General features: G+C 64.1%; 18 protein-coding genes. 10 read left to right on the top strand and 8 right to left on the bottom strand.

The genetic code is table 11. The features are described 5' to 3' along the window. Positions 1-56 precede the first annotated feature (56 nt). The 4 genes from QPK29_RS18950 to QPK29_RS18935 form a co-directional block, all read right to left on the bottom strand. Entirely contained in the window at positions 57-1,256 is a 1,200-nt protein-coding gene (locus QPK29_RS18950) for an acetyl-CoA C-acyltransferase (RefSeq protein ID WP_056126073.1), read from the bottom strand. Continuing rightward, positions 1,249-3,078: a bifunctional isocitrate dehydrogenase kinase/phosphatase gene (gene aceK, locus QPK29_RS18945; protein WP_400189800.1), complete on the bottom strand. Its 1,830-nt coding sequence runs from the start codon at positions 3,076-3,078 to the stop codon at positions 1,249-1,251. Before aceK ends, QPK29_RS18950 begins: the two co-directional genes overlap by 8 nt. 168 nt (positions 3,079-3,246) lie before the next feature. Next, complete coding sequence (locus QPK29_RS18940; RefSeq protein ID WP_056126077.1) at positions 3,247-4,431, bottom strand: isovaleryl-CoA dehydrogenase; 1,185 nt, start codon at positions 4,429-4,431, stop codon at positions 3,247-3,249. Between the two features lie 89 nt (positions 4,432-4,520). Continuing rightward, entirely contained in the window at positions 4,521-4,955 is a 435-nt protein-coding gene (locus QPK29_RS18935) for a MerR family transcriptional regulator (protein ID WP_371770724.1), read from the bottom strand. Between the two features lie 136 nt (positions 4,956-5,091). On the opposite strand from QPK29_RS18935, the gene QPK29_RS18930 reads away from it, so the two are divergent. From QPK29_RS18930 to QPK29_RS18920, 3 genes are all read left to right on the top strand, one after another. After that, a complete protein-coding gene (locus tag QPK29_RS18930; protein ID WP_371770723.1) occupies positions 5,092-6,144 on the top strand; it encodes an MBL fold metallo-hydrolase in 1,053 nt (350 codons plus the stop codon). A gap of 336 nt (positions 6,145-6,480) precedes the next feature. Next, a complete protein-coding gene (locus tag QPK29_RS18925; protein WP_036233319.1) occupies positions 6,481-6,894 on the top strand; it encodes a transcriptional regulator in 414 nt (137 codons plus the stop codon). Between the two features lie 235 nt (positions 6,895-7,129). Next, a complete protein-coding gene (locus tag QPK29_RS18920) occupies positions 7,130-7,303 on the top strand; it encodes a hypothetical protein (protein ID WP_200948981.1) in 174 nt (57 codons plus the stop codon). Here QPK29_RS18920 and QPK29_RS18915 read toward each other — a convergent pair whose 3' ends face one another. The 3 genes from QPK29_RS18915 to QPK29_RS18905 all read right to left on the bottom strand — a co-directional run bounded on the left by QPK29_RS18915 (position 7,304) and on the right by QPK29_RS18905 (position 10,647). Next, complete coding sequence (locus QPK29_RS18915) at positions 7,304-7,897, bottom strand: UbiX family flavin prenyltransferase (protein ID WP_371770722.1); 594 nt, start codon at positions 7,895-7,897, stop codon at positions 7,304-7,306. Continuing rightward, complete coding sequence (gene grxD / locus QPK29_RS18910; RefSeq protein WP_056126084.1) at positions 7,890-8,207, bottom strand: Grx4 family monothiol glutaredoxin; 318 nt, start codon at positions 8,205-8,207, stop codon at positions 7,890-7,892. Before grxD ends, QPK29_RS18915 begins: the two co-directional genes overlap by 8 nt. Positions 8,208-8,286: 79 nt before the next feature. After that, entirely contained in the window at positions 8,287-10,647 is a 2,361-nt protein-coding gene (locus QPK29_RS18905) for a Tex family protein (RefSeq protein ID WP_371770721.1), read from the bottom strand. 138 nt (positions 10,648-10,785) lie between these two features. On the opposite strand from QPK29_RS18905, the gene QPK29_RS18900 reads away from it, so the two are divergent. Continuing rightward, positions 10,786-10,968, top strand: a complete 183-nt coding sequence (locus QPK29_RS18900; protein ID WP_371770720.1) for a hypothetical protein — start codon at positions 10,786-10,788, stop codon at positions 10,966-10,968. Positions 10,969-10,979: 11 nt separating this feature from the next. On the opposite strand, the gene QPK29_RS18895 is transcribed toward QPK29_RS18900, so the two are convergent. Then, on the bottom strand, positions 10,980-11,750 hold the full coding sequence (locus tag QPK29_RS18895) for an SDR family NAD(P)-dependent oxidoreductase (protein WP_371770719.1): 771 nt from the start codon (positions 11,748-11,750) through the stop codon (positions 10,980-10,982). Between the two features lie 196 nt (positions 11,751-11,946). On the opposite strand from QPK29_RS18895, the gene QPK29_RS18890 reads away from it, so the two are divergent. The 6 genes from QPK29_RS18890 (at position 11,947) to QPK29_RS18865 (ending at position 24,016) form a co-directional block, all read left to right on the top strand. After that, a complete protein-coding gene (locus tag QPK29_RS18890) occupies positions 11,947-12,864 on the top strand; it encodes a LysR family transcriptional regulator (RefSeq protein ID WP_056126090.1) in 918 nt (305 codons plus the stop codon). A 177-nt stretch (positions 12,865-13,041) separates the two neighbouring features. Beyond that, the gene (locus tag QPK29_RS18885; protein ID WP_371770718.1) at positions 13,042-16,152 is read left to right on the top strand and encodes a DEAD/DEAH box helicase; all 3,111 of its coding nucleotides are present in this window, start codon (positions 13,042-13,044) and stop codon (positions 16,150-16,152) included. 171 nt (positions 16,153-16,323) lie between these two features. Next, complete coding sequence (locus QPK29_RS18880) at positions 16,324-17,469, top strand: PAS domain-containing sensor histidine kinase (RefSeq protein ID WP_056126094.1); 1,146 nt, start codon at positions 16,324-16,326, stop codon at positions 17,467-17,469. 49 nt (positions 17,470-17,518) lie between these two features. Next, entirely contained in the window at positions 17,519-18,202 is a 684-nt protein-coding gene (locus QPK29_RS18875) for a response regulator transcription factor (RefSeq protein ID WP_056126096.1), read from the top strand. 42 nt (positions 18,203-18,244) lie between these two features. Beyond that, positions 18,245-18,943 carry a transposase gene (locus QPK29_RS18870; protein WP_056330022.1) on the top strand — a complete coding sequence of 233 codons (699 nt, stop codon included), beginning with the start codon at positions 18,245-18,247 and terminating at the stop codon, positions 18,941-18,943. A gap of 339 nt (positions 18,944-19,282) precedes the next feature. Continuing rightward, positions 19,283-24,016, top strand: coding sequence for a glutamate synthase-related protein (locus QPK29_RS18865; protein WP_371770717.1), 4,734 nt, complete (start codon positions 19,283-19,285; stop codon positions 24,014-24,016). The last annotated feature ends 55 nt before the right edge of the window (positions 24,017-24,071 follow it).

Raw genomic sequence — 24,071 nt, 5'->3', positions numbered from 1 at the left:
GGATGACAATGACAGTCCGTCACCATACCGTGTTTTGCACATGCGCGTAGGGCGCGTCAGACCATCTCGATCGCCATCGCGGTCGCTTCGCCGCCGCCGATGCACAGCGACGCCACGCCGCGCTTGCCGCCCGTCTTCTTCAGCGCGCCCAGCAGGGTGACGATGATGCGCGCGCCCGACGCGCCGATCGGGTGGCCCAGCGCGCACGCGCCGCCATGGACGTTCACCTTGCTATGCGGTATGTCCAGCTCGTGCATCGCGGCCATCGGCACGGCGGCGAATGCTTCGTTGATCTCGAAGAGGTCGACGTCTTTCGGCGTCCAGCCGGTCTTCTTGAACAGCTTTTGCAGCGAGCCGATCGGCGCGGTCGCGAACTGGTCCGGTTCCTGCGCGTGCGTCGTGTGCGCGACGATGCGGGCGAGCGGCGTCACGCCCAGTTCCTTCGCCGTCGATTCGCGCATCATGACGAGGGCCGCGGCGCCGTCGTTGATCGACGACGACGACGCCGCCGTGATGACGCCATCCTTTTTGAAGGCCGGACGCAGGGTCGGGATCTTGTCGACCTTCGCCTTGACGGGGCCTTCGTCCTTCTCGACGATCGTTTCGCCCAGGCGGTTCGCGACGGTCACCGGTGCGATCTCCCACTGGAAATCGCCGGACTCGGTGGCGTTCTGCGCGCGCTTGACGGATTCGATCGCGAACGCGTCCAGCTGCTCGCGCGAGAAGCCGTATTTCGCGACGCACTCCTCCGCGAACGTGCCCATCGAGCGGCCTTCGCCCGTCTTCTCGTTGCGCGAATATGCGTCTTCCAGGCCGTCCATCATCATGTGGTCGAACATGACGCCATGGCCGAGGCGATAGCCGCCGCGCGCCTTCGGGATCAGGTACGGGGCATTGGTCATCGACTCCATGCCGCCCGCCACGACGACGTCCGCGCTGCCGGCCTTGAGCACGTCGTGCGCGAAGATCGCGGCCTGCATCGCGGAGCCGCACATCTTCGACAGCGTGACGGCACCGGTCGAAAGCGGCAGGCCCGCCTTGATCAGTGCCTGGCGCGCCGGCGCCTGGCCCTGGCCGGCCATCAGGCAGTTGCCGAAGTAGACGTGTTCGACGAGGCTCGCGTCGACGCCGGCGCGCTCGACCGCCGCCTTGATCGCCACGGCGCCCAGGTCGCTCGCGGATTTCGAAGAGAAGTCGCCCTGGAAGGCGCCCATCGGGGTACGGGCGGCGCCGACGATAACGATTGGATCATTCATTGTGTAAGGTCTCCAAGTAATGGGGTTGCGGCGAGGGTGTCGCCGGGTTCGTTGGGTCCGCGAGATGGAACCGGATGTGCTGCGGATACGGAAAAATGTCTTCGAGCTCGCCTGCGAGGATGCGGTCCTTGTGCGACTGCCACCAGACGCGCGTCAATAGTGCGGCATGGTGTTTCATGAACGCGGCGCGTATCTTTGGGTTCGCGAGCAGGAAGCGCGCGAATTGTTCGGGAAAGACGTCGTGCTTGCCGATGGGATACCAGGGCTCGGCGGCCATTTCATCTTCCTCGTTACGCGGCTGCGGGATGTCGCGGAAGTTGCAGTCGGTGAGGTATTCGATCTCGTCGTAGTCGTAGAACACGACGCGGCCATGTCGGGTCACGCCGAAGTTTTTGTACAGCATATCGCCCGGAAAAATATTCGCGGCGACGAGGTCGCGGATCGCATTGCCGTACTCGAACACGCCGTGTTCGATGAGGTCGTCGTCGCCGCTGCGCTGTGCACGGTCCAGGTAGATATTCAGCGGCACCATGCGCCGCTCGATGTACAGGTGCTTGATGACGATGTGGTCGCCTTCGATGTCGACGAGCGAAGGTGCGAACTGGCGCAGTTCGGCCAGCAGCTCCTCGTCGAAGCGGGACAGCGGAAAGGCCACGTCCGAGTACTCCAGCGTGTCCGCCATGCGGCCCACGCGGTCGTGGTGTTTCACCAGCAGGTATTTTTCCTTGATGCGCGCCCGTGTCGTCTCTTTCGGCGGCGGATAGAAATCCTTGATCACCTTGAACACGTACGGGAAGGAGGGCAGTTCGAACACGAGCATCACGAGTCCGCGGATGCCGGGCGCGATACGGAAGGCGTCGGAGCTGTGCTTCAGGTGCTGCAGGAAGTCGCGGTAGAACAGCGTCTTGCCCTGTTTTTGCAGGCCGAGGATCGTATAGATCTCGCTGCGCGGCTTTTTCGGCATCAGGCTGCGCAGGAATTGCACGAATGCCGACGGCACCTCCATGTCGACCATGAAATAGGCGCGCGTGAACGAGAACAGCAGGATCACCTGCTCGGGGTCGGTCAGCACCGCATCGAGGACGAGCCGGCCGGCGCGGTCGTGCAGGATCGGCACGACGAACGGATGCTCGCGGGCGCCGTTGATGGCGCGGCCGACGATGTAGGCGGCCTTGTTGCGGAAGAACAGGCTCGACAGCACGTGCAGCTGCTGGTTCGGCTCGCGCTCGTGCAAGCCGAAATGCTCGACCATGCGTGCTTCGACGAGGGCGATGTCGCGGTCGAGGTCGGCGAACGCGCAGTCGAGCTGGAAATTCGTCACCATGCGCCGCAACGAGAAGCGCAGGCCGTCCGCCGCCGGGTAGTACACGCGGTAGGTCGGGGCCGGCTCGTCCGTCTCGATGTATTCCGTCGAGACGGCCGGGCGCACGAAGATGAAATCGTTGCGGTAATAGCTGCGGTGCAGGATGTGGCAGCAGACGGAATTGAAGAAGCTTTCCGCCAGTTCGGGGCGCTTGTGGTCCGTCAGCAGGCCGATGTAATGAAGCTTTGTTTCGCGCCAGGTGTCGTCGTCGAGGTCTTCCGGCGCGTATTCGTCTTCCAGCGCATGCACGCATTCCTGCACGCGCTTGTCGTAGAAATCGATGCGCTTGCGCGCGGCCTGCTGGGCCGTCATCCAGTCGGCACGCTCGAACCAGGTCTTGGCCGTCTTGCTGGCCTGGCGGAACAGCGTGTAGTGGCGGTCGAAGCCGTCCAGGATGGTGCGCGCGATATCGAAGGCGATCTGGGACGACAGCAGCTTGGGGAAAGTGGCCTGGGTCATCGAGCGGCTCGCGCGGTGGGGAACGTTATTGTTATTGTATTACCCGATCCGTCGTTCCCGCCTGGGGGGCGGGAACGACGTTCGTGGTTTTCGGGCTACGTGGAGTGTTGTTGTTTAGCCGGCTCTTGCCGATCTTCTTGTTCGCCCGGTCTCCTCTTCTCCACAAACTTACATCGTCTCGCCGAACAGCTCGCGCCCGATCAGCATGCGCCGGATTTCGCTCGTACCGGCGCCGATCTCGTACAGCTTGGCGTCGCGCCACAGACGGCCCACGGGATATTCGTTGATGTAGCCGTTGCCGCCCAGCGTCTGGATCGCTTCGCCGGCCATCCACGTCGCCTTTTCCGCGCTGTACAGGATGGCGCCGGCCGCGTCCTTGCGCAGGGCGCGGACCTGTTCCGGGTTCGATGCGCGGTCGCAAGCCTGGCCGACCGCGTAGACGTACGCGCGGCATGCCATCATCGTCGAATACATATCGGCGATCTTGCCCTGCATCAGTTGGAACTCACCAATTGCCTGGCCAAATTGCTTGCGCTCGTGAATATACGGGACGACGACGTCCATGCAGGCCGACATGATGCCCAGCGGGCCGCCGGAGAGCACGGTGCGTTCGAAATCCAGGCCCGACATCAGCACGTTGACGCCCTTGCCCACGCCGCCCAGCACGTTTTCGACGGGCACTTCGCAATCCTGGAACACCAGCTCGCCCGTGTGCGAACCGCGCATGCCCAGCTTGTCCAGTTTTTGGGCGATCGAGAAACCTTTAAAACCCTTCTCGATGAGGAACGCGGTCATGCCGCGCGGGCCGGCCTCGATGTCGGTCTTGGCGTAGACGACGAGCGTGTCGGCGTCCGGCCCGTTCGTGATCCACATCTTGGTGCCGTTCAGCACGTAGCGGTCGCCCTTCAGCTCGGCGCGCAGCTTCATGCTGACGACGTCGGAGCCGGCGTTCGGCTCGGACATGGCCAATGCACCGACGTGCTCGCCCGAGATCAGCTTCGGCAGGTATTTGCGCTTCTGCTCTTCGTTGCCGTTGCGCTTGATCTGGTTGACGCACAGGTTCGAGTGGGCGCCGTACGACAGGCCGACGGAGGCCGAGGCGCGCGAGATTTCTTCCATGGCGACGATGTGCGCCAGGTACCCCATATTGGCGCCGCCGTATTCCTCGCCGACGGTAATGCCGAGCAGGCCCAGTTCGCCCATCTTTTTCCACAGGTCCATCGGGAACTGGTCGGTGCGGTCGATCTCGGCCGCGCGGGGGGCAATTTCGCTCGTGGCGAACTGTTGTACGGCTTCGCGCAGGGCGGCGATGTCTTCGCCGTGGTCAAAGGTCAAGCCAGGGAGATGCAGCATGTCGTCCTCGTTCTCGTCGTCTAGTGGATGGCTGATGGCCAGGCTAGATGATAGCGCGGAGTGACGTTAACGTAAACGTCAAGCGAGGATCAGGCTGCGTCCTTTTCGCCGGCATCCTCGCCCAGCAGCGTGCCGGCAGCACCCGATTCCGCCAGCAGCCGCCGGCATTCTTCTTCATGGACCGAAATTTCCGCCAGCGACATTTCGATATCCGCCCGCTGCTGCTCCAGCGTCTCGCGCTGGTGCGCCAGCACGCCCAGGAAACGGTTGATCTGGGCCACCGTGTCCTTCGGCGTCTCGTACATGTCGATGATGCTTTTGATCTCGGACAAGGTCAGGCCGAGGCGCTTGCCGCGCAGCGTCAGTTTCAGCCGGGTACGGTCGCGCGGCGTGTAGACACGGTTGCGTCCGCCCTGGCCCTCGCGCATCGGGCTCAGCAGCCCCTGGTCTTCGTAGAAGCGGATCGCACGTGCGGTGATGTCGAATTCGCGTGCCAGTTCGGCAATGGTGTAGGTGGTGGCCATGGTGTTCTGCGGGTCAAAAGTGGCGCGGTCCGGAATCGCTTAGAATCACAGCCTGCGCCTTCCGTTTACGTTTACGTCAAAGCGTTTGCGGCATTGTAACGCGCCTGCGCCCTGCAACCATACGAAAGTCCATTGCATGAATCCCCTCGAAGCCCAGCTCAGCTATCCATCCGGCGATGCCATCCCCCCGCTCGGCACGGTCACGGACGTGGCGCCCGGCCTGTCGTGGCTGCGCATGCCGCTGCCGTTCGCCCTCGACCATATCAATCTGTGGCTGCTGGACGATGCCGCGGAAGGCAAGCGCGGCTGGTCCCTCGTCGACTGCGGCGCCGGCACCGATGCGACCCGGGCCGCCTGGGAACAGCTGTTCACAGACGCGATGGAAAACCGGCCGCTGCTGCGCGTGTTCGCCACCCACTGTCACCCGGACCACGTCGGTTTGTCCGGCTGGCTGTGCGACCGGTTCGACGCCCCGTTCTGGATCAGTACGGGCGAGTTCGGCTTCGCGCGCATGATGGCCGCCGCGCTGCCGGGCGTCGACGGTCCGTCGGCGATCCCGCATTTCCAGCGTCATGGTCTCGTCGACGCCGGCATGCTCGAGCAGATGCAGAGCCGCAAGAATTACTACCCGTCGCTCGTGCCGGCCGTGCCGGCGGCATACACCCGCCTGCAGGATGGCCAGCGGGTCGTCATTGGCGCGCGGGAATGGCTCGTGATCACCGGTTTCGGTCACTCGCCAGAACATGTCTCCTTGTACGATGAACAAGACCGCATCCTGATCTCGGGCGACATGGTGCTGCCGCGCATTTCGACGAACGTTTCCGTGTTCGCCGTCGAGCCGGAAGGCAACCCGCTGCAGCTGTACCTGGATTCGCTGGACAAGTTCGCCGACTTGCCCGACGACACGCTCGTCCTGCCCGCGCACGGCAAACCGTTCCGCGGCTTGCACACCCGCATCGCGCAGTTGCGCGCGCACCATGCGGCGCGGCTGGACGAAGTCCGCGCCGTCTGCGCCGAGCCGAAATCCGCAGTTGACATTGTCCCGTTGATGTTCAAGCGACAACTCGATGCGCACCAGCTCAGTTTTGCGATCGGCGAGGCCTTGGCCCATCTTCATTATCTTTGGTACAACGGTAACCTCGCACGTGTAACCGGCGACGATGGCATCGTGCGTTTTAAGTTGACTTAAAACAACATATTGAGGCCGATGGGTGTCGCAAAAATCACGACAATCTAACCGGACTTCTCGCTACTTTGTTGACTCTTGGCATCTTTTGTCGTGCCAAGAGGAAGAAATGTTCTAATTTCTAGTAGGAAATTGAACGAGCAAACGTTTTCCTTTTCCTGTAGGATATTTTTCACACATATCTCACGGCATGCTGAATACAACGGGAATTGCTGGACAGCACTGTGAGAATTGATCAATACTCACCTATTTGTTACCTACAGCCTCTCCTGCCGTCACAGACGGTCTGGTCAACGGAGCGACCTAATGACGGCTTTGCATGAACCCTTAGTGCCACCCATGAATTCGACTAACGAACGGGAGAGCTTCAGCGAGCGCCTGCAGCAAGCCCTGAAAAACGCCCATTATTCTCCGGACAGTCCCACCCGGCTCGCGCGGGAATTTAACATTCGCTTCGAGGGCCGTCCGATTACGGTCCACGCGGCACGTAAATGGCTGGTCGGAGAGGCGATCCCGACCCAGGAAAAACTGCGCATGATCGCGCAGTGGCTGGGCGTGCCGGCCGACTGGCTGCGCTTCGGCGGTTCGGAGAATGCCGCCGCCAATGGCGACGGCGCCGACGGCAGCACCCGGTTCGAATCGGCCGACGTCAAGCTGATCGCGGACCTGCAACGCCTGGACGAGCACCACAAGCAGCTGGCGCGCGAATTCATCCGCATGCTCGTGCGCATGAATCACCAGCAGCAGAAATAATCCTTCCTGATCGCCATCGGATTCACGATGGCCGAATCCCATGACGCGGCGTCCGGCAAGCTCCGGGCGTCGCGTCATGCACTTCTGTACTGCAATTTTTTTCTGCGATTAGTCCGCACAAACCGCCGAGTCTCGCGCATAATCGGTAACGCTAACGGAACGTCGCAACGGTCGAGTTCGCGTTCCTGCCTGGCGTCCGCCAGTGTTATCGGTCATATAAGGATGCAGTCGCCTCATGATTAATAACTACAGCAACACCGCGCAGTTGAAGGACCTCATGACAGCACCGCCGATGACGGCGGCCCAGCACGCAGAAATCATGCGCAAGCGTAACGAGCAGCGCAGAAAAATCGAAGACGCAAGAGAACAGCAACGGGCCGAACGCGACCCGTACGGCGACCACGCCTGATCAGGGCGTAGCGCCGTTCATGCCGCCCCAGCGCGGGGCGAGATCGTTCGTCACGCCCAGCAGGTCCATGACGCGCGCCACCGTGTGGTCGACCATCTCGGCTATCGTGGCGGGGCGGTGATAAAAGCTCGGCAGCGGCGGGAAGACGATGCCGCCCATTTCCGTGACCGCCGTCATGTTGCGCAGGTGCGCCAGGTTGAACGGCGTTTCGCGCACCATCAGGATCAGGCGCCGGCGTTCTTTTAAGACAACGTCAGCTGCGCGCGCGATCAGGTTGTCCGACAAGCCATGCGCGACCGCGGCCAGCGTCTTCATCGAACAGGGAGCGATCACCATGCCGGCCGTCTGGAACGAGCCGCTGGCGATTGCGGCGCCGATCTCGCGGTTGCGGTGCACCACATGGGCGAGCGCTTCCACGTCGCGCCGTTGCAGGCCGACTTCCTGGTGCAGGGTGAGGGTGGCGGCGTCGGAAATGACGAGGTGCGTCTCGACGCCGGGTACGGCGGCCAGCCGCCGCAGCAGCTGCACGCCATAGATCGCGCCGGTCGCGCCGGTGATGGCGACGACGATCCGGCGCGGGCCGGGATCAGCCATTCTTCTTGAGCAGGGCCTGCAGTTCGCCGGACTCGTACATTTCCGTCATGATGTCCGAACCGCCGACGAATTCGCCGTTCACGTACAGCTGCGGAATGGTCGGCCAGTTCGAGTATTCCTTGATGCCCTGGCGGACTTCCGCGTCTTCCAGCACGTTCACGGTGGCGATGTTATCGACGCCGCAAGCCTTCAGGATTTGGATCGCGCGGCCCGAAAAACCGCATTGCGGGAACTGGGCGGTGCCCTTCATGAACAGCACGACAGGCGTGGCGGTCACGGTCTCTTTGATCCAGGATTGTACGTCGCTCATTTGGTTCTGCCTTTGGTGAGAATTTGAGTAGATGACGGCATTTTATAAGAAAACCGGGACGGGTGTCCCGGCCGTCGCTTCAACGCTTCAACTTGGCAAACGCCGCCGCCATCGCGCCGCCGCTCGGCGCCGAACGCTCCTGTTTCTGATGCTTGTTCTGGTGATCCGCCATGCGCTTGCGGTCATCGCGGTCCGCACGCTGCTGAGGCTGCGCCCCCGCCTGCGGCGCGCTGTCCGACAAGCGCATCGTCAGCGCGATGCGCTTGCGCTTGACGTCCACTTCCAGCACTTTCACCTTCACGACCTGGCCCGCCTTGACGACCGTGTGCGGATCCTTCACGAACGTGTTCGACAGCGCCGAGATGTGCACGAGGCCATCCTGGTGCACGCCGATGTCGACGAATGCGCCGAACGCCGCGACGTTCGTGACGACGCCTTCCAGGATCATGTCCGGGCGCAGGTCCGAGATCTCCTCGACGCCTTCCTTGAACGTGGCCGTCGTGAATTCCGGACGCGGATCGCGGCCCGGCTTTTCCAGCTCTTTCAGAATATCGGTCACGGTCGGCACGCCGAATTTGTCATCCGCATACTTGGCCGGATTCAGGCGTTTGACGAGCGCGCTGTCGCCGATCACCGATTTGATGTCCTTCTGGATATCGGCCAGGATCTTCTCGACGACCGGGTACGATTCCGGGTGCACGGCCGATGCGTCCAGCGGATTGTCGCCGTTCACGATGCGCAGGAAACCCGCGGCCAGTTCGAACGTCTTGTCACCCAGGCGCGGCACCTTCTTCAGCGCCGCGCGCGAGGCGAACGCGCCTTGCTGGTCGCGGTAGTTGACGATGCTCTGCGCGACGCTGCTCGACAGGCCCGACACGCGCGCGAGCAGCGGCGCCGATGCCGTGTTGACGTCCACGCCGACCGCGTTCACGCAGTCCTCGACGACGGCGTCGAGCTGGCGCGCGAGCTGCGTCTGCGAGACGTCGTGCTGGTACTGGCCCACGCCGATCGACTTCGGATCGATTTTCACGAGTTCCGCGAGCGGATCCTGCAGGCGGCGCGCGATCGAGACGGCGCCGCGCAGCGACACGTCCAGCTCCGGCAGTTCGCGCGACGCGAATTCCGACGCCGAGTACACCGACGCGCCGGCTTCCGACACGACGATCTTCGTCAGTTTCAGCTCCGGGTTCTGCTTGATCAGGTCCTGCGCGAGTTTATCGGTCTCGCGCGACGCCGTGCCGTTGCCGATCGAGATCAGGGACACGTTGTGCTTCGCGGCCAGCTTCGCCAGCGTGTGCAGCGAACCGTCCCAGTCGTTGCGCGGCGCGTGCGGGTAGATGGTCGACGTGTCGACCACCTTGCCGGTCGCGTCGACGACGGCGACTTTCACGCCCGTGCGCAGGCCCGGGTCGAGGCCCATCGTCGCGCGCGGGCCCGCGGGTGCCGCGAGCAGCAGATCCTTCAGGTTGCGCGCGAAGACCTGGATCGCATCGCCTTCCGCCTTTTCGCGCAGAAGCCCCATCAGCTCCGTCTCGATGTACATGAAGCTTTTTACGCGCCACGTCCAGCGCGCCGTGTCGAGCAGCCATTTGTCGGCCGGGCGGCCCGCGCCCCTGATGCCGAAGCGCGCGGCGATGCGGCTTTCGCACGGGTTGTGCGGCGCGTCCCATTTCGGTTTTTCCGGCTCGGAATCGAGGCGCAAGGTCACGTCCAATATACCCTCGCGGCGGCCGCGCATCAGCGCCAGCGCGCGGTGCGACGGCACGGTCGCCAGCGTTTCCGAGTAATCGAAATAGTCGGCGAATTTCTCGCCTTCTTCCTGCTTGCCGTCGACCACCTTCGATTCGACGACGCCGTGTTCCTGCACGTATTCGCGCAGCGACTGCAGCAGTTCCGCGTCTTCCGCGAAGCGCTCCATCAGGATCTGGCGCGCGCCGTCCAGCGCGGCCTTCGTGTCGGCCACGCCGGGGTTCGCGACGCCGTCCGCGTTCGTGAATCCTTCACGCAGATATGTCGCGGCTTCGGCTTCCGGATCGCGCGCCGGGTCGTCGAGGAGGTCGTCGGCCAACGGCTTCAGGCCGGCCTCGATCGCGATCTGGGCCTTCGTGCGGCGCTTCTGCTTGTACGGCAGGTACAGGTCTTCCAGCCGCGTCTTGTCTTCCGCGAGCGAAATCGCCTGCAGCAGCTCCGGCGTCATCTTGTTCTGTTCCGTGATGGACGAGATGATCGCGGCGCGGCGGTCTTCCAGTTCGCGCAGGTAGCGCAGGCGTTCTTCCAGCAGGCGCAGCTGGATGTCGTCGAGGCCGCCGGTGGCTTCCTTGCGGTAGCGGGCGATGAAGGGGACGGTCGCGCCTTCGTCGAGCAGGGCGACGGCGGCGGCCACCTGTGCGGGTTTGGCGGACAGTTCTTGAGCGAGGCGTTGTTCGATCGAAGGGAGCATGAGTTCGGGTCAGTCGGTGAATCGAACGGGCAATGATACGCAATCGCGGGCGATGCGCCAGTCTTGACAGGCACGATGATCTACGGTGGCGTGGGAAAGCGTGAACTTTCCAGGGAGGAATGCTGGTACGCTGCCGTCATGAAAAAATTCTTACCGACCGCGTTTGGCGTCGCGCTGGGCACGCTGATCTACACGCGCTGGCTGGGCAGCGAGCATGCCTTCGACTGGACGCGTGCCATCTTCGTGGGCGTCGTGTGCGGAATCGTCGCCGCCGTCTGGCCGGACAAGCGTGCCGGCAAGGCCGGCGGCGACGGACGATAGCCGGTCGAGCATCAGATCTGCGCCTGGCCGCCATCGACGAACAGCTCGGTGCCGTTGACGAAGCTGGCGTCGTCGGACGCGAGGAACACGGCGGCTTTCGCGATCTCGTCCGGCTCGCCGACGCGGCCCAGCGGGATCTGCGCGGCCAGGTAGTCGACGAGGCCCTGTTGCGCGGCGGCGTCGTTGCCGGCCAGTTCGACGAGGCCGGGGGTGCGGGTGGCGCCCGGGCTGATCGTGTTGACGCGGATGCCGCGGTCCTTCAGGTCCAGGATCCAGTTGCGGGCAAAGGCGCGCACGGCGGCTTTACTTGCTGCGTAGACGCTGAAGGCCGGGGTGCCGCTGCTGCCGGCCGTCGAGCCGGTCAGGATCACCGAAGCGCCTTTGGACAGCAGCGGCAGTGCTTTCTGCACGGTGAACAGCGTGCCTTTCACGTTGCGGCCGAAGGTGTCGTCGAATTGTTCTTCCGTGATCTCGCCCAGCGGCAGCATCGAACCGCCGCCGGCGTTGGCGTACAGGACGTCCAGGCGGCCGAAGCGGGCGCGGATCTCTTCATACAGGCCGTCCAGTGCGGTCAGGTCGCTGGAGTCGACGCGCAGGCCGATCGGGCGGCGCTCCGCTGCATCCTGACTGATCTTTTCGACGGCGGCGTCCAGTTCGGCCTGGCGGCGGCCGGTGACGATCACCTGCGCGCCTTCGAGGGCGAAGCGTTGGGCGGTGGCCAGGCCGATGCCGCTGGTGGCGCCGGTGACGAGAGCGATTTTGTTGGCGAGTTTGGCAGTCATGATGTTCTCCGTTTGATTGATGTCGAAGTCGACGGAAACCATCGTACCGGGGTCAACTAGACATTAAAATAGCATTGATCGCAAACTATCTTTGCATTTTTGTCGTGCCTACTTCGGAAGGCCGATAGGCACCGGCGCCGGGATGCCGTAACATGTCGGGTTCGATAACTCATCGGTTCCCCGCCGACGACGAACGATGTCCCTGTTGCCCGATTTCGAAGGTCTCGCGATGTTCGCCAAGGTGGCCGAGGAACGCTCGTTCGCCGGCGCCGCGCGTGCGCTCGGGGTGTCGGTGGCGACCGTGTCGCGGGCCGTCGCGCGGCTCGAGGAGCGGCTCGGTGCGCGGCTGCTGAATCGGACGTCGCGCCAGCTGGCGCTGACGGAATTCGGCCGCACCATCGCGGACAGCGCATTGAAGATTTATCGCGAAGCCGAAGAGGCGGAGCATGCCGCGCGCGAGATGTCGGCGCGGCCGCGCGGGCTCGTGCGGCTGGCCGTGCCGATGTCGTTCGGGGTGCGCTGGGTCGCGCCGCTGATGCCCGCGTTCTTCCGTGAATACCCCGACGTGCAGATCGACCTGCACCTGTCCGATGCCACCGTCGACCTCGTGGGGCAGGGCTTCGATGCCGCCCTGCGCATCGCCGTGCTGCCCGATTCGTCGCTGGTGGCGCGCAAGCTGTGTCCGGTGGCGCAGATCATCGTCGCCTCGCCCGAGTATCTGGCAACGCGGGGAACGCCGCGGCATCCGTCCGAACTCGCGGATCATCCCTGCCTCGGCTATACCTATCGCGCGCGCATCGACGTGTGGCGCTTCACCAACGCGGACGGGGAGGAAGTCGTCATCAAGCCGGAAGGACCGCTGCGGGTGACGAATTCGGATGCGCTGCTGCCCACCGTATTGGAGGGCCTGGCGATTGCCGAGTTCCCGGAATTTATTGCGGCAGATCACGTGCGCGCCGGGCGGCTTGTCCCCATACTGGAGGGCTGGCAGATGGCGCGGGGTGGCCTGTACTTCGTCACGCCATCGGCACGCACACGGCCGGCCAAGGTGGAAGCCCTGGCCGAGTTCTTCATGAAGCACCTGAGTGCGCCGGACTGGCGCCTCGTGTCATGACGCACTCGCAAAAAAATGCGTGATGGGGGCTGGCAAAGCGAGGCGCCAGAGTGTAACTTCTACTCTTTTCGTCTCGTAAAGTTTTACCCGCTACGTGCGATCCTTAACAAAGCTGTTCGGGTCGCATGACGGATAATAGGTATTGTTGTTTTTTCAAATTAAAGACTCGTGAGACCCATGCACACAGTTGATTTTCATCGCGACGACACCAGCGACGCACCGCCGGCTCGAGCACCTGCACGCGCTCCGGCCCTGCCCGCACCGGTGTTAAGCTGGCTGCAAAGGGTCGAGGCGGCAGCACATCCCCAGCCGAAGCTGACCGCGGAAGTCACTGACCCCAAGGCCGTCCAGTACAAATTCGTTTATGTCATGGCCCCGACCAGCGGCGGCCGCCACGTCGCGGTCTGCCTGTGCAAGGCGCGCCTGCGCCCGAACGGGGACGTCGCCGCGGCCAGCCCGGTGAGCGAAGTGTTCTCGCTGCTGTCGGCGCCGCCCGCCTACCTCGAAGGCGACGACGAGGACCTGGTGCGTTTCTTCATCGCCATGCGCAGCGGCTCCAACCAGAGCACGAGCGCGACCGAGCCCAAGGGCAAGGTCGGCGCCATCCTGCTGCAGCAACTGCTCGCGCAAGGGAAACTGCTGTGGGCGAACTCGTGGTCCGACATGACCAATGGCCTGCTGTATCCGCTGCAGGCGGGGCCTGTGCGCAAGGCCAATCTCACGTGGCGCGACGAAGGCCGCGCGGCCAAGCTCGGCTGGTCGGTGGAACCGGCCAAGGGCGCGACGCACGCCGGCGCCGACCTCGTCGACTACATGCTGCCGACGGATCCGCCGTGGTACATCGACAACCTGTCGTGCGGCCCGCTGGACCTGAACCGCGGCGGCATCGACATCTCGCTGGCCGACCTGCAGGCACTCGTGTCGCAGGCGCCGGCGCTGGCCGGCAACGACAAGAAACGCGTGTCGCAACTGCTGCTGGCGCATGGCCTGCAACAGCTGATGCCGCTGCCGCAGCCGCTCACGCAGCGCATCCGCACCGACGTGAAACCGCAGCCGCACCTGCTGCTGGACGCCATCCCGCAGGCCGAGGGTAACGGCCAGCGCTGGCAGGACTTCGCCGTGCTGTCGTTCGACTACGACGGCCAGCGCATCTCGTTCGACCCGGCCCAGCGCGTCGTGCGCCAGATCGGCGACGTCACCGAAGTCATCGAGCGCGACGACGCGCTGGAAGCGGTCGCGCTGGACACCCTGAACAAGCTGGGCTTCCGCAAGCCGGCCACGACGCCCCTGTCGGCCCTGTCCGGCGCGCTGCTGCTGGACGGCCAGGCGCACTGGCTGCGCTTCGCCGAAAACGACCTCGACGCGCTGTCCGACCTCGGCTGGCACGTGCAGAAATCGCCGAAATACCGCTACGACGTCGTGCCGGTCGAAGAGTGGTATGCCGACATCGACGAGCCGCCCGAGGCCGGCAACGCGTGGTTCGAGCTGGAGCTGGGCATCGTCGTCAACCGCAAGCGCGTGCCGCTGCTGCCCGTGCTGGTGCAACTCATTCGCACGGCGCCGCTGGACTTCAATCCGGACGTGCTGGCCGCGCACGCGGAAGCCGACCAGATGCTGGCGACCCTGCCCGATGGCGTGCGCGTGGCGCTGCCGTGGGGCCGCGTGAAGCCCATCCTGTCGACCCTGGGCGAGCTGTATTTCAACGACAAGATCAAGAACAAGGTTCGCCTGTCGACGCTCGATGCGGCGCGCCTGGAAGAACTCGCCAAAGGCACCGAACTGACCTGGACGGGCGGCGAGCGCCTGCGCGAAACGGGCCGCAAGCTGAGCCAGTTCGGCAAGGTCAAAAAAGTCGATGCGCCGAAGGGCCTGCAGGCCACGCTGCGCGATTACCAGCTGGACGGTCTCGCGTGGATGCAATTCCTGCGCGAATACGACCTGGGCGGCATTCTCGCCGACGACATGGGCCTCGGTAAAACCGTGCAGACGATCGCCCACATCCTGACGGAAAAGGAAGCTGGCCGCCTCACGAACCCGGCGCTGGTCATCGCGCCGACGAGCCTCATGACGAACTGGATGGAAGAAGCCGCGCGCTTCGCGCCGGACCTGAAGGTGCTGCTGTTGCAGGGCAAGGAGCGCATGGATCTGTTCGACCAGATCGATGGCGCCGACATCGTGCTGACGACGTACGCGCTGCTGCCGCGCGACGAGGAAAAGCTGCGCGAGCACGAGTACCACCTCGTGATCCTCGACGAATCGCACTACATCAAGAACACGCGCTCGAAGGCGGCGCAGACGGCCGGCTCGCTGAACGCGCGCCACCGCCTGTGCCTGTCCGGCACGCCGCTGGAAAACCACCTGGGCGAGCTGTGGTCGCAATTCCACTTCCTGCTGCCGGGCCTGCTCGGCGACGAGAAGACCTTCAATACGCAGTTCCGTCACCCGATCGAGCGCCAGGACGACCCGGTGCGCCGCATGCTGCTGAACCGCCGCATCAAGCCGTTCCTGCTGCGCCGCACGAAGGACCACGTGGCGAAAGAGCTGCCGGAAAAGACGGAGATGATCCGCCGCATCGAGATCACGGGCCCGCAGCGCGACCTGTACGAGACCGTGCGCCTGGCGATGGACAAGAAGGTGCGCGACGAGATCGACCGCAAGGGCGTGGCGCGCAGCCAGATCGTCATCCTGGAAGCGCTGCTGAAACTGCGCCAGGTCTGCTGCGACCCGCGTCTGGTGAAGGCGATGCCGGGCAAGAAGAACACGGCGGCCGTGTCGGCCAAGCTCATCGACCTGATGCAGATGGTCGACGACCTGCTGGGAGAAGGCCGCAAGATCCTCGTGTTCTCGCAGTTCACGAGCATGCTGGGCCTCATCGAAGAAGAACTCGATGCGCGCAAGATCCCGTACGCGATTCTCACCGGCGAGACGCGCGACCGTTCCGCGCAGGTGGCGGCATTCCAGCAGGGCGCCGTGCCGATCTTCCTGATCAGCCTCAAGGCCGGCGGCGTGGGCCTGAACCTGACCGCGGCCGACACGGTCATCCACTACGACCCGTGGTGGAACCCGGCGGCCGAGAACCAGGCGACGGACCGTGCATGGCGCATCGGGCAGGACAAACCGGTGTTCGTCTATAAACTGATCGCGAAGGGCACGCTGGAAGAAAAGATCCAGCTGCTGCAGCAAAAGAAATCCGAGCTGGCGGCGTCGATCCTGGCCGAAGGCGAATCGCAGAAGATGGCGCTCACGCAGGAAGACCTGCAGGCGATCTTCGCGCCGCTGGACGAGTAAACGCGGCAGCGTCGTGGTCAAGAGGGCAAGCCTGTGCGGCTTGCCCTTTTTATTTGCGTATGCATATATTGAATATGCGTGTTTGACGCAACGGCGGCTCCCGGTTATCTATGCAAAGCGTTATATCGGGCACTATACTTATTGTCTGGAATCATTCTCATTAAGGCCATCATGACGCGCAGCGCATCCGTCTCGGCGGACATCTCCACGGCGGACGCCTTTCGCACGATTGCCGAACTGGGCGGTGACCTGGCCTTCATCCTCGATTGCACCACCGGTGTGCCGGCGTATGTCAGCCCCGGCGTCGACGACATGCTCGGCTATTCCATCGCCGACATCCGCGCGCAGATGGACAAGGGCGGCGACGGCCCGCTGGCGGCCTTGTGCGCCGGCCTGCCGGAGCGGCTGCGCCGGTTTGCCGCCGGCGACGGCTCGCGCCTGCGCGTGATGCGCGAGTTCGACCTGCGCCGGCCGGATGGGAGCGAGGTGGCCGTCGAGGTGATTTCGACCCTGGCGCTGGACGACGCCGGCCAGCCGCGGGCGCTGCTGGGCCTCGTGCGCGACGTGTCCGCGCGGCGCGAGCGGGAGCGCGAGAGAAAGCGGTTTGCCAGCATGCTGAACCATGAATTCCGCACGCCGCTGTCGACGATCGACGGCGCGATCCAGCGCCTCGAAGCACTGGGCACGAAGGCGGATGAGGCGACGCGCGAGCGCTACCGCAAGATCGCCACCGCGACGGACCGCCTGATCGCAATGCTGGACGACTATCTGTCCCCCGAGCGCATGGCCGCGCTCGGCAGCCAGCGCCGCGAGAACAAGGTGGGGCCGAAGCTGCTGCTGGAAGAACTGGTGGCACAGGCGCGCGCGGCCGGACGTCCCGTGACCCTGCAAGCCAGCGACCTGCCGGCCGCGCTGCGAGGCGAACCGTCCGGCCTGCGCCTGGCGCTCAAGGTGTTATTGGACAATGCGCTGCGCTATACACCGGCCGGCACCGCGCTGCACGTGGCGGGACGGCGGGTCGACGGCGGCGTCGAGCTGGCGCTGCGCGACGAGGGACATGGCGTGCCGGCGGACGACGTCGCACGCATCTTCGACAAGGGTTACCGCGGCGCGAATGTCGAGGGTGTCGCGGGCAGCGGGCTCGGACTGTACATGGCGCGCTCCGTGGTGGAAGTGCACGGCGGCAGTTTGACATATGCATGTCCTCCAGAGGGCGGCGCCGAGTTCAGACTATGGCTGCCGGCACAGGCGAGCGGGGCAAAAAGTCTTGCTTCCGGAATGACCAGCAGTGATAATCGGCATGGCGACCGGGGTTAGCCGCCCGACAACGAAGCCGGGAATACGAAACAAGGAATTGGCAAAACCCATGACGCAAATATTGATTGTTGAAGACAATGGCGAATACGCAGGCGATATGGCCGATTTCCTCAAGGAACTCGGCCACGACGTCACGATCGCGACCACCGCCAGCGATATGTGGGCCGCGCTGACGCGCACGCCGGCGGCCGTGGTCGTGCTCGACCTGGGCCTGCCCGACGAGGACGGCTTCAACGTGATTCCACGAATGCGCCAGCTGTATCCCGAGATCGGGCTGCTGGTGCTGACGGGCCGCGTGGCCTTCGACAACCGCATCCTCGGCCTGCGCCTCGGCGCCGACCACTATCTCACCAAGCCGATCAAGTTCCCGGAACTGGCTGCCCACATCGAGGCGCTGGACCGCCGCGTGCGGCCGTCGTCCGAGCCGGCGCCCGCGCCGAGCAAGTGGACCCTGCGCGTCTCGGCCCGCCAGCTCGAGCTGATGGGCAAGGTGATCGACCTGACGGAAAAAGAGTGCAACTTCCTGCACCTGCTGACCATCAACACCCGGCCCGTCCCACGCCAGGTGATCGTGGCCGGCATGGGTGGCGACGATCCGGATGCCAGCCGCCGCGTCGACATGCTCGTCTACCGCCTGCGCAAGAAGGCCCGCACCGGCCTCGGCCAGGATCTGCCGCTGCGCAGCGCCTATGGCGAGGGCTACAGCCTGTCCGCCGGCTTCACGCTGGCGTGATTAATCGGGGACAGAGCGAGGCGGTCGCGTTAGAATGACGCCATGGCCCGCCAACCCCGACTCATCCTGCCGCACCAGCCGCACCTGATCGTCCAGCGCGGCAACGACAACCAACTGATCTTCCGCGACGACGAAGACCACCGCCGCTTCCTGGAATGGCTGCGCGAGAGCGCGAAGTTCTACCGCGTGGCCATCCACGCGTACGTCCTGATGCCGAACCACCTGCATGTGCTGGCGACGCCGTCCGACGAGGACGGCCTGGCGGCGATGATGCAGAAGGTGGGGCGGTTATACGTTCCCTGGTTCAACAACAAATACGGCCGCTCCGGCACCCTGTTCCAGGGCCGCTTCCGCACGTCCGTGATCGACCCGGACGCGTATTTCCTCGCCTGTATCCGCTACATCGAATTGAACCCGCTGCGCAGCCAGCTGGCGTTCGATCCGCTCGACTATCCGTGGTCGAGCTACGCGCATCACGCCGGCGTGCGGCCGGATCCGCTCATTACCGACCACGCCAAGTACTGGGAACTCGGCAACACGCCGTTCCAGCGCGAAGCGGCGTTCATCGAGCTGGCGCAGCAGGGCATGTCGGGGCAGGAACTGGACACGATCAATGCGGCGGTGCTGAAGGGGGCGCCGCTCGGGACGCATGCGTTCAAGGTCGAGCTGGAGCACAAGACCAAGCGGCAGATCCTGCCGGCGAAGCGGGGGAGGCCGTTCAAGGTCAAGGCTGCGGAATAGATTTGTGCGCAGCGTCATTGCAACAAATACACAAGGGAGACGGTTGCCTCCCTTTTTTTGTACTCGTCATTCCCGCGAAAGCGGGAATCCATACTGAGTATCCCGGGCCAGCTCAGCATGGGTTCCCGCTTTCGCGGGAACGACGGTTTTTCGGATAACTATATGATTTTATTGGTGCGATAGGCGAAATCCACGCCTCATATTACTATGTCCCCATTTAATTTACGACTAAAAAACTCGGCATTTAATTCTACTCCGACCCTAATTATTGCTATTGATGTTTACCGAAGTCTGCTCTATCCTCGGCCTTCAATATCTTCAAAATGCTGCGGAGCCCCCATGATTGCCCAAGGTTTGTACGATCCCGCCAATGAACACGACGCCTGTGGCGTCGGTTTCGTCGCCCATATCAAGGGCAACAAGAGCCACTCCATTATTGAACAGGGTCTGCTGATCCTGAAAAACCTGGACCACCGGGGCGCCGTCGGTGCCGATGCCCTGATGGGCGACGGTGCCGGTATCCTGATCCAGATTCCCGACCAGTTCTACCGCGACGAGATGGCCAAGCAGGGCATCGAACTGCCGCCGCCGGGCGAATATGGCGTCGGCATGATCTTCCTGCCGAAGGAACACGCTTCGCGCATCGCCTGCGAACAGGAAATCGAGCGCGCCGTGCGCGCCGAAGGCCAGGTCGTGCTGGGCTGGCGCAACGTGCCGGTGGACGACACGATGCCGATGTCGCCGACCGTCCGCACGAAAGAGCCGGTGATCCGCCAGATCTTCATCGGCCGCGGCCCGGACGTGATGGTCACGGACGCGCTCGAGCGCAAGCTGTACGTCATCCGCAAATCGTCGGGCCACGCGATCCAGGCCCTGAAACTCATCCACGGCAAGGAATTCTTCGTGCCGTCGATGTCCGCCCGTACCGTCGTCTACAAGGGCCTGCTGCTGGCGGACCAGGTCGGCGTGTACTACAAGGACCTGCAGGACCCGCGCTGCGTCTCCGCGCTGGCCATGGTGCACCAGCGCTTCTCGACGAACACGTTCCCGGAGTGGCCGCTGGCCCACCCGTACCGCCTGCTGGCGCACAACGGCGAGATCAACACCGTCAAGGGCAACTTCAACTGGACCCGCGCCCGCGAAGGCGTCATGAAGTCGGCCGTGCTGGGCGACGACCTGCAGAAACTGTTCCCGCTGATCTATGAAGGCCAGTCGGACACCGCCTGCTTCGACAACGCGCTCGAACTGCTGGTCATGGCCGGCTACCCGATCGCCCAGGCGATGATGATGATGATCCCGGAAGCCTGGGAAAACCACGCGACGATGGACGAGAACCGCCGCGCGTTCTACGAATACCACGCCGCGATGATGGAACCGTGGGACGGCCCGGCCGCCATGGCCTTCACCGACGGCCGCCACATCGGCGGTACGCTGGACCGCAACGGCCTGCGTCCGGCCCGTTACATCGTCACGGACGACGACCTGGTCGTCATGGCCTCGGAATCGGGCACGCTGCCGATCCCGGAATCGCGCATCGTCAAGAAATGGCGTCTGCAGCCGGGCAAGATGTTCCTCATCGACCTGGAAGCCGGCCGCATCATCGACGACAAGGAACTGAAAGACACCTACTCGAACGCCAAGCCCTATAAAGCATGGATCAAGTCGGTGCGCATCAAGCTCAACGAAATCAAGCTGTCGGAAAGCCAGCTGTCGCAGAACCGTGCCAAGGACACCCTGAGCGCACAAGGCGCTCAGGGTGAAAAAGCTGCAATTTCCCTGCTGGACCGCCAGCAGGCATTCGGCTACACCCAGGAAGACCTGAAGTTCCTGATGGCCCCGATGGCCGTGCTGGGCGAAGAAGCCACCGGCTCGATGGGTAACGACTCGCCGCTGGCCGTCATGTCGAACAAGCTGAAGCCGCTGTACTCGTACTTCAAGCAGCTGTTCGCCCAGGTCACGAACCCGCCGATCGACCCGATCCGCGAAGCGATGGTGATGTCGCTCGTATCGTTCATCGGTCCGAAGCCGAACCTGCTGGACACGAACAACGTCAACCCGCCGATGCGCCTCGAAGTGTCGCAGCCGGTGATCGGCTTCGACGACATGGCCCGCCTGCGCAGCATCAGCCTGCACACCGGCGGCAAGTTCAAGTCGTATGAACTGAACATCTGCTACCCGGTCTCGTGGGGCAAGGAAGGCATCGAAGCATCGCTGGCCTCGCTGTGCGCGGAAGCCGTCGATGCCGTCAAGTCGGGCCACAACATCCTGATCGTCTCGGACCGCAACGTCAACGCCGACCAGGTCGCGATCCCCGCGCTGCTGGCGACGTCCGCGATCCACCAGCACCTCGTCCAGCGCGGCCTGCGCGCATCGACGGGCCTCGTCGTGGAAACCGGTTCGTGCCGCGAGACGCACCACTTCGCCCTGCTGGCCGGCTACGGCGCGGAAGCCGTGCACCCGTACCTGGCGCTGGAAACGCTGGTCGACCTGGCGCACACGCTGCCGCACGAGATGGCTGCAGATAAAGCCATCTACAACTACACCAAGGCAGTCGGCAAGGGCCTCATGAAGGTCATGTCGAAGATGGGCATCTCGACCTACATGTCGTACTGCGGCGCCCAGATCTTCGAAGCCATCGGCCTGAACAAGTCGCTGGTCGACAAGTACTTCCGCGGCACGTCGTCGACGGTGGAAGGCATCGGCCTGTTCGAAGTGGCCGAGGAAGCCCTGCGCCTGCACGGCCTGGCCTTCGGCAAGGATCCCCTGCTGGCCAACGCGCTGGACGTCGGCGGCGAATACGCCTACCGCGTGCGCGGCGAAGACCACCTGTGGACGCCGGACGCGATCGCCAAGCTGCAGCACTCGACCCGTGCCAACAACTACAGCACGTATAAAGAGTACGCGCAGCTCATCAACGACCAGACCCGCCGTCACCTGACCCTGCGCGGCCTGTTCGAATTCAAGATCGATCCGACCAAGGCGATCCCGCTGGACGAAGTCGAGCCGGCAAAAGAGATCGTCAAGCGCTTCGCCACCGGCGCGATGTCGCTGGGCTCGATCTCGACCGAAGCCCACGCCACGCTGGCCATCGCCATGAACCGTATCGGCGGCAAGTCGAACACGGGCGAAGGCGGTGAAGATCCGGCGCGCTACATGGGCGAGTTCAAGGGCATCAAGATCGCCAAGGGCGAGACCCTGGCCTCGATCCTGGGCAAGGACCGCGTCGTCGCCGACATCCCGCTGGTCGAAGGCGATTCGCTGCGTTCGAAGATCAAGCAGGTGGCATCGGGCCGCTTCGGTGTGACCGCCGAATACCTGGCGTCCGCCGACCAGATCCAGATCAAGATGGCGCAGGGCGCCAAGCCGGGCGAAGGCGGCCAGCTGCCGGGCCACAAAGTGTCCGAGTACATCGCGTCGCTGCGCTTCTCGGTGCCGGGCGTGGGCCTGATCTCGCCGCCGCCGCACCACGACATCTACTCGATCGAAGACCTGGCGCAGCTGATCCACGACCTGAAAAACGTGAACCCGCACGCGTCGATCTCCGTGAAGCTGGTGTCGGAAGTCGGTATCGGTACGGTCGCCGCCGGTGTGTCGAAGGCGAAGGCCGACCACGTCGTCGTCGCCGGCCATGACGGCGGCACCGGCGCATCGCCGCTGTCGTCGGTCAAGCACGCCGGCACGCCGTGGGAACTGGGCCTCGCCGAGACCCAGCAGACCCTCGTGCTGAACGGCCTGCGCAGCCGTATCCGCGTCCAGGCCGACGGCCAGATGCGTACCGGCCGCGACGTCGTCATCGCCGCCCTGCTGGGCGCGGACGAAGTGGGCTTCGCGACGGCACCGCTGGTCGTCGAAGGCTGCATCATGATGCGTAAGTGCCACCTGAACACCTGCCCGGTGGGCGTGGCCACGCAGGATCCGGAACTGCGCGCCAAGTTCTCGGGCAAGCCGGAACACGTCGTGAACTACTTCTTCTTCGTCGCCGAAGAAGCGCGCCAGATCATGGCCCAGCTGGGCATCCGCACGTTCGACGAACTGATCGGCCGTTCCGACCTGCTGGACAAGTCGAAGGCCGTCGGCCACTGGAAGGCACAGGGCCTGGACTTCTCGAACATCTTCTACCAGCCGAAGGTCGACGACAAACGCCAGCTGCTGCACTCGGACGGCCAGGACCACGGCCTGGACAAGGCCCTGGACCACAAGCTGATCGCACAGGCCAAGGCCGCGCTGGAGAAGGGCGAGCGCGTCTCGTTCATCTCGCCGGTGAAGAACGTCAACCGCACGGTCGGCGCGATGCTGTCGGGCGAAGTCGCCAAGCGCTACGGCCATGCCGGCCTGCCGGACGACACGATCCACATCCAGCTGCAGGGCACCGCGGGCCAGTCGGCCGGTGCGTTCCTGGCACACGGCATCACGCTGGACCTGGTCGGCGAAGGTAACGACTACGTCGGTAAAGGCCTGTCGGGCGGCCGCATCATCGTGCGTCCGAACACGGAGTTCCGCGGCTGGGCCGTCGACAACATCATCGTCGGCAACACGGTGCTGTACGGCGCGATCGCCGGTGAAGCGTTCCTGAACGGCGTGGCCGGCGAGCGTTTCGCGGTGCGTAACTCGGGTGCGACCGCGATCGTCGAAGGCGTGGGCGACCACGGCTGCGAATACATGACCGGCGGTACCGTCGTCGTGCTGGGCGACACCGGCCGCAACTTCGCGGCGGGCATGTCGGGTGGCGTGGCGTATGTCTACGATCCGAAGGGCGACTTCGAGCAGAAGTGCAACACCGCGATGGTGGCACTGGAGAGCGTGCAGTCGACCAAGGAACAGAGCGACAAGGCCAGCTGGCATGCACAGACCCGCAACGGCGAGCGCGAGTCGGACGAAGCGATCCTGAAGCGCCTGATCGAGCGTCACTTCAAGCACACGGGTTCGACCCGTGCGCGCAACCTGCTGGACGACTGGGCCAACAGCCGCAGCAAGTTCGTCAAGGTCTTCCCGACCGAGTACAAGCGCGCACTGGAAGAGATGCACAACAGCAGCATGGAAGAAGCCAACGACAAGATCGAACTGGCTGCCTGATGCTGCAAGGGCCGCGTGGCCGCGAGCTGAACTTGGGTTCCCGCCTTCGCGGGAA

Origin of the sequence: Massilia orientalis (genome assembly GCF_030411975.2) — a bacterium.
Lineage (GTDB): Bacteria > Pseudomonadota > Gammaproteobacteria > Burkholderiales > Burkholderiaceae_D > Telluria > Telluria orientalis.
This window is presented reverse-complemented; position numbering and strand designations above follow the sequence as displayed.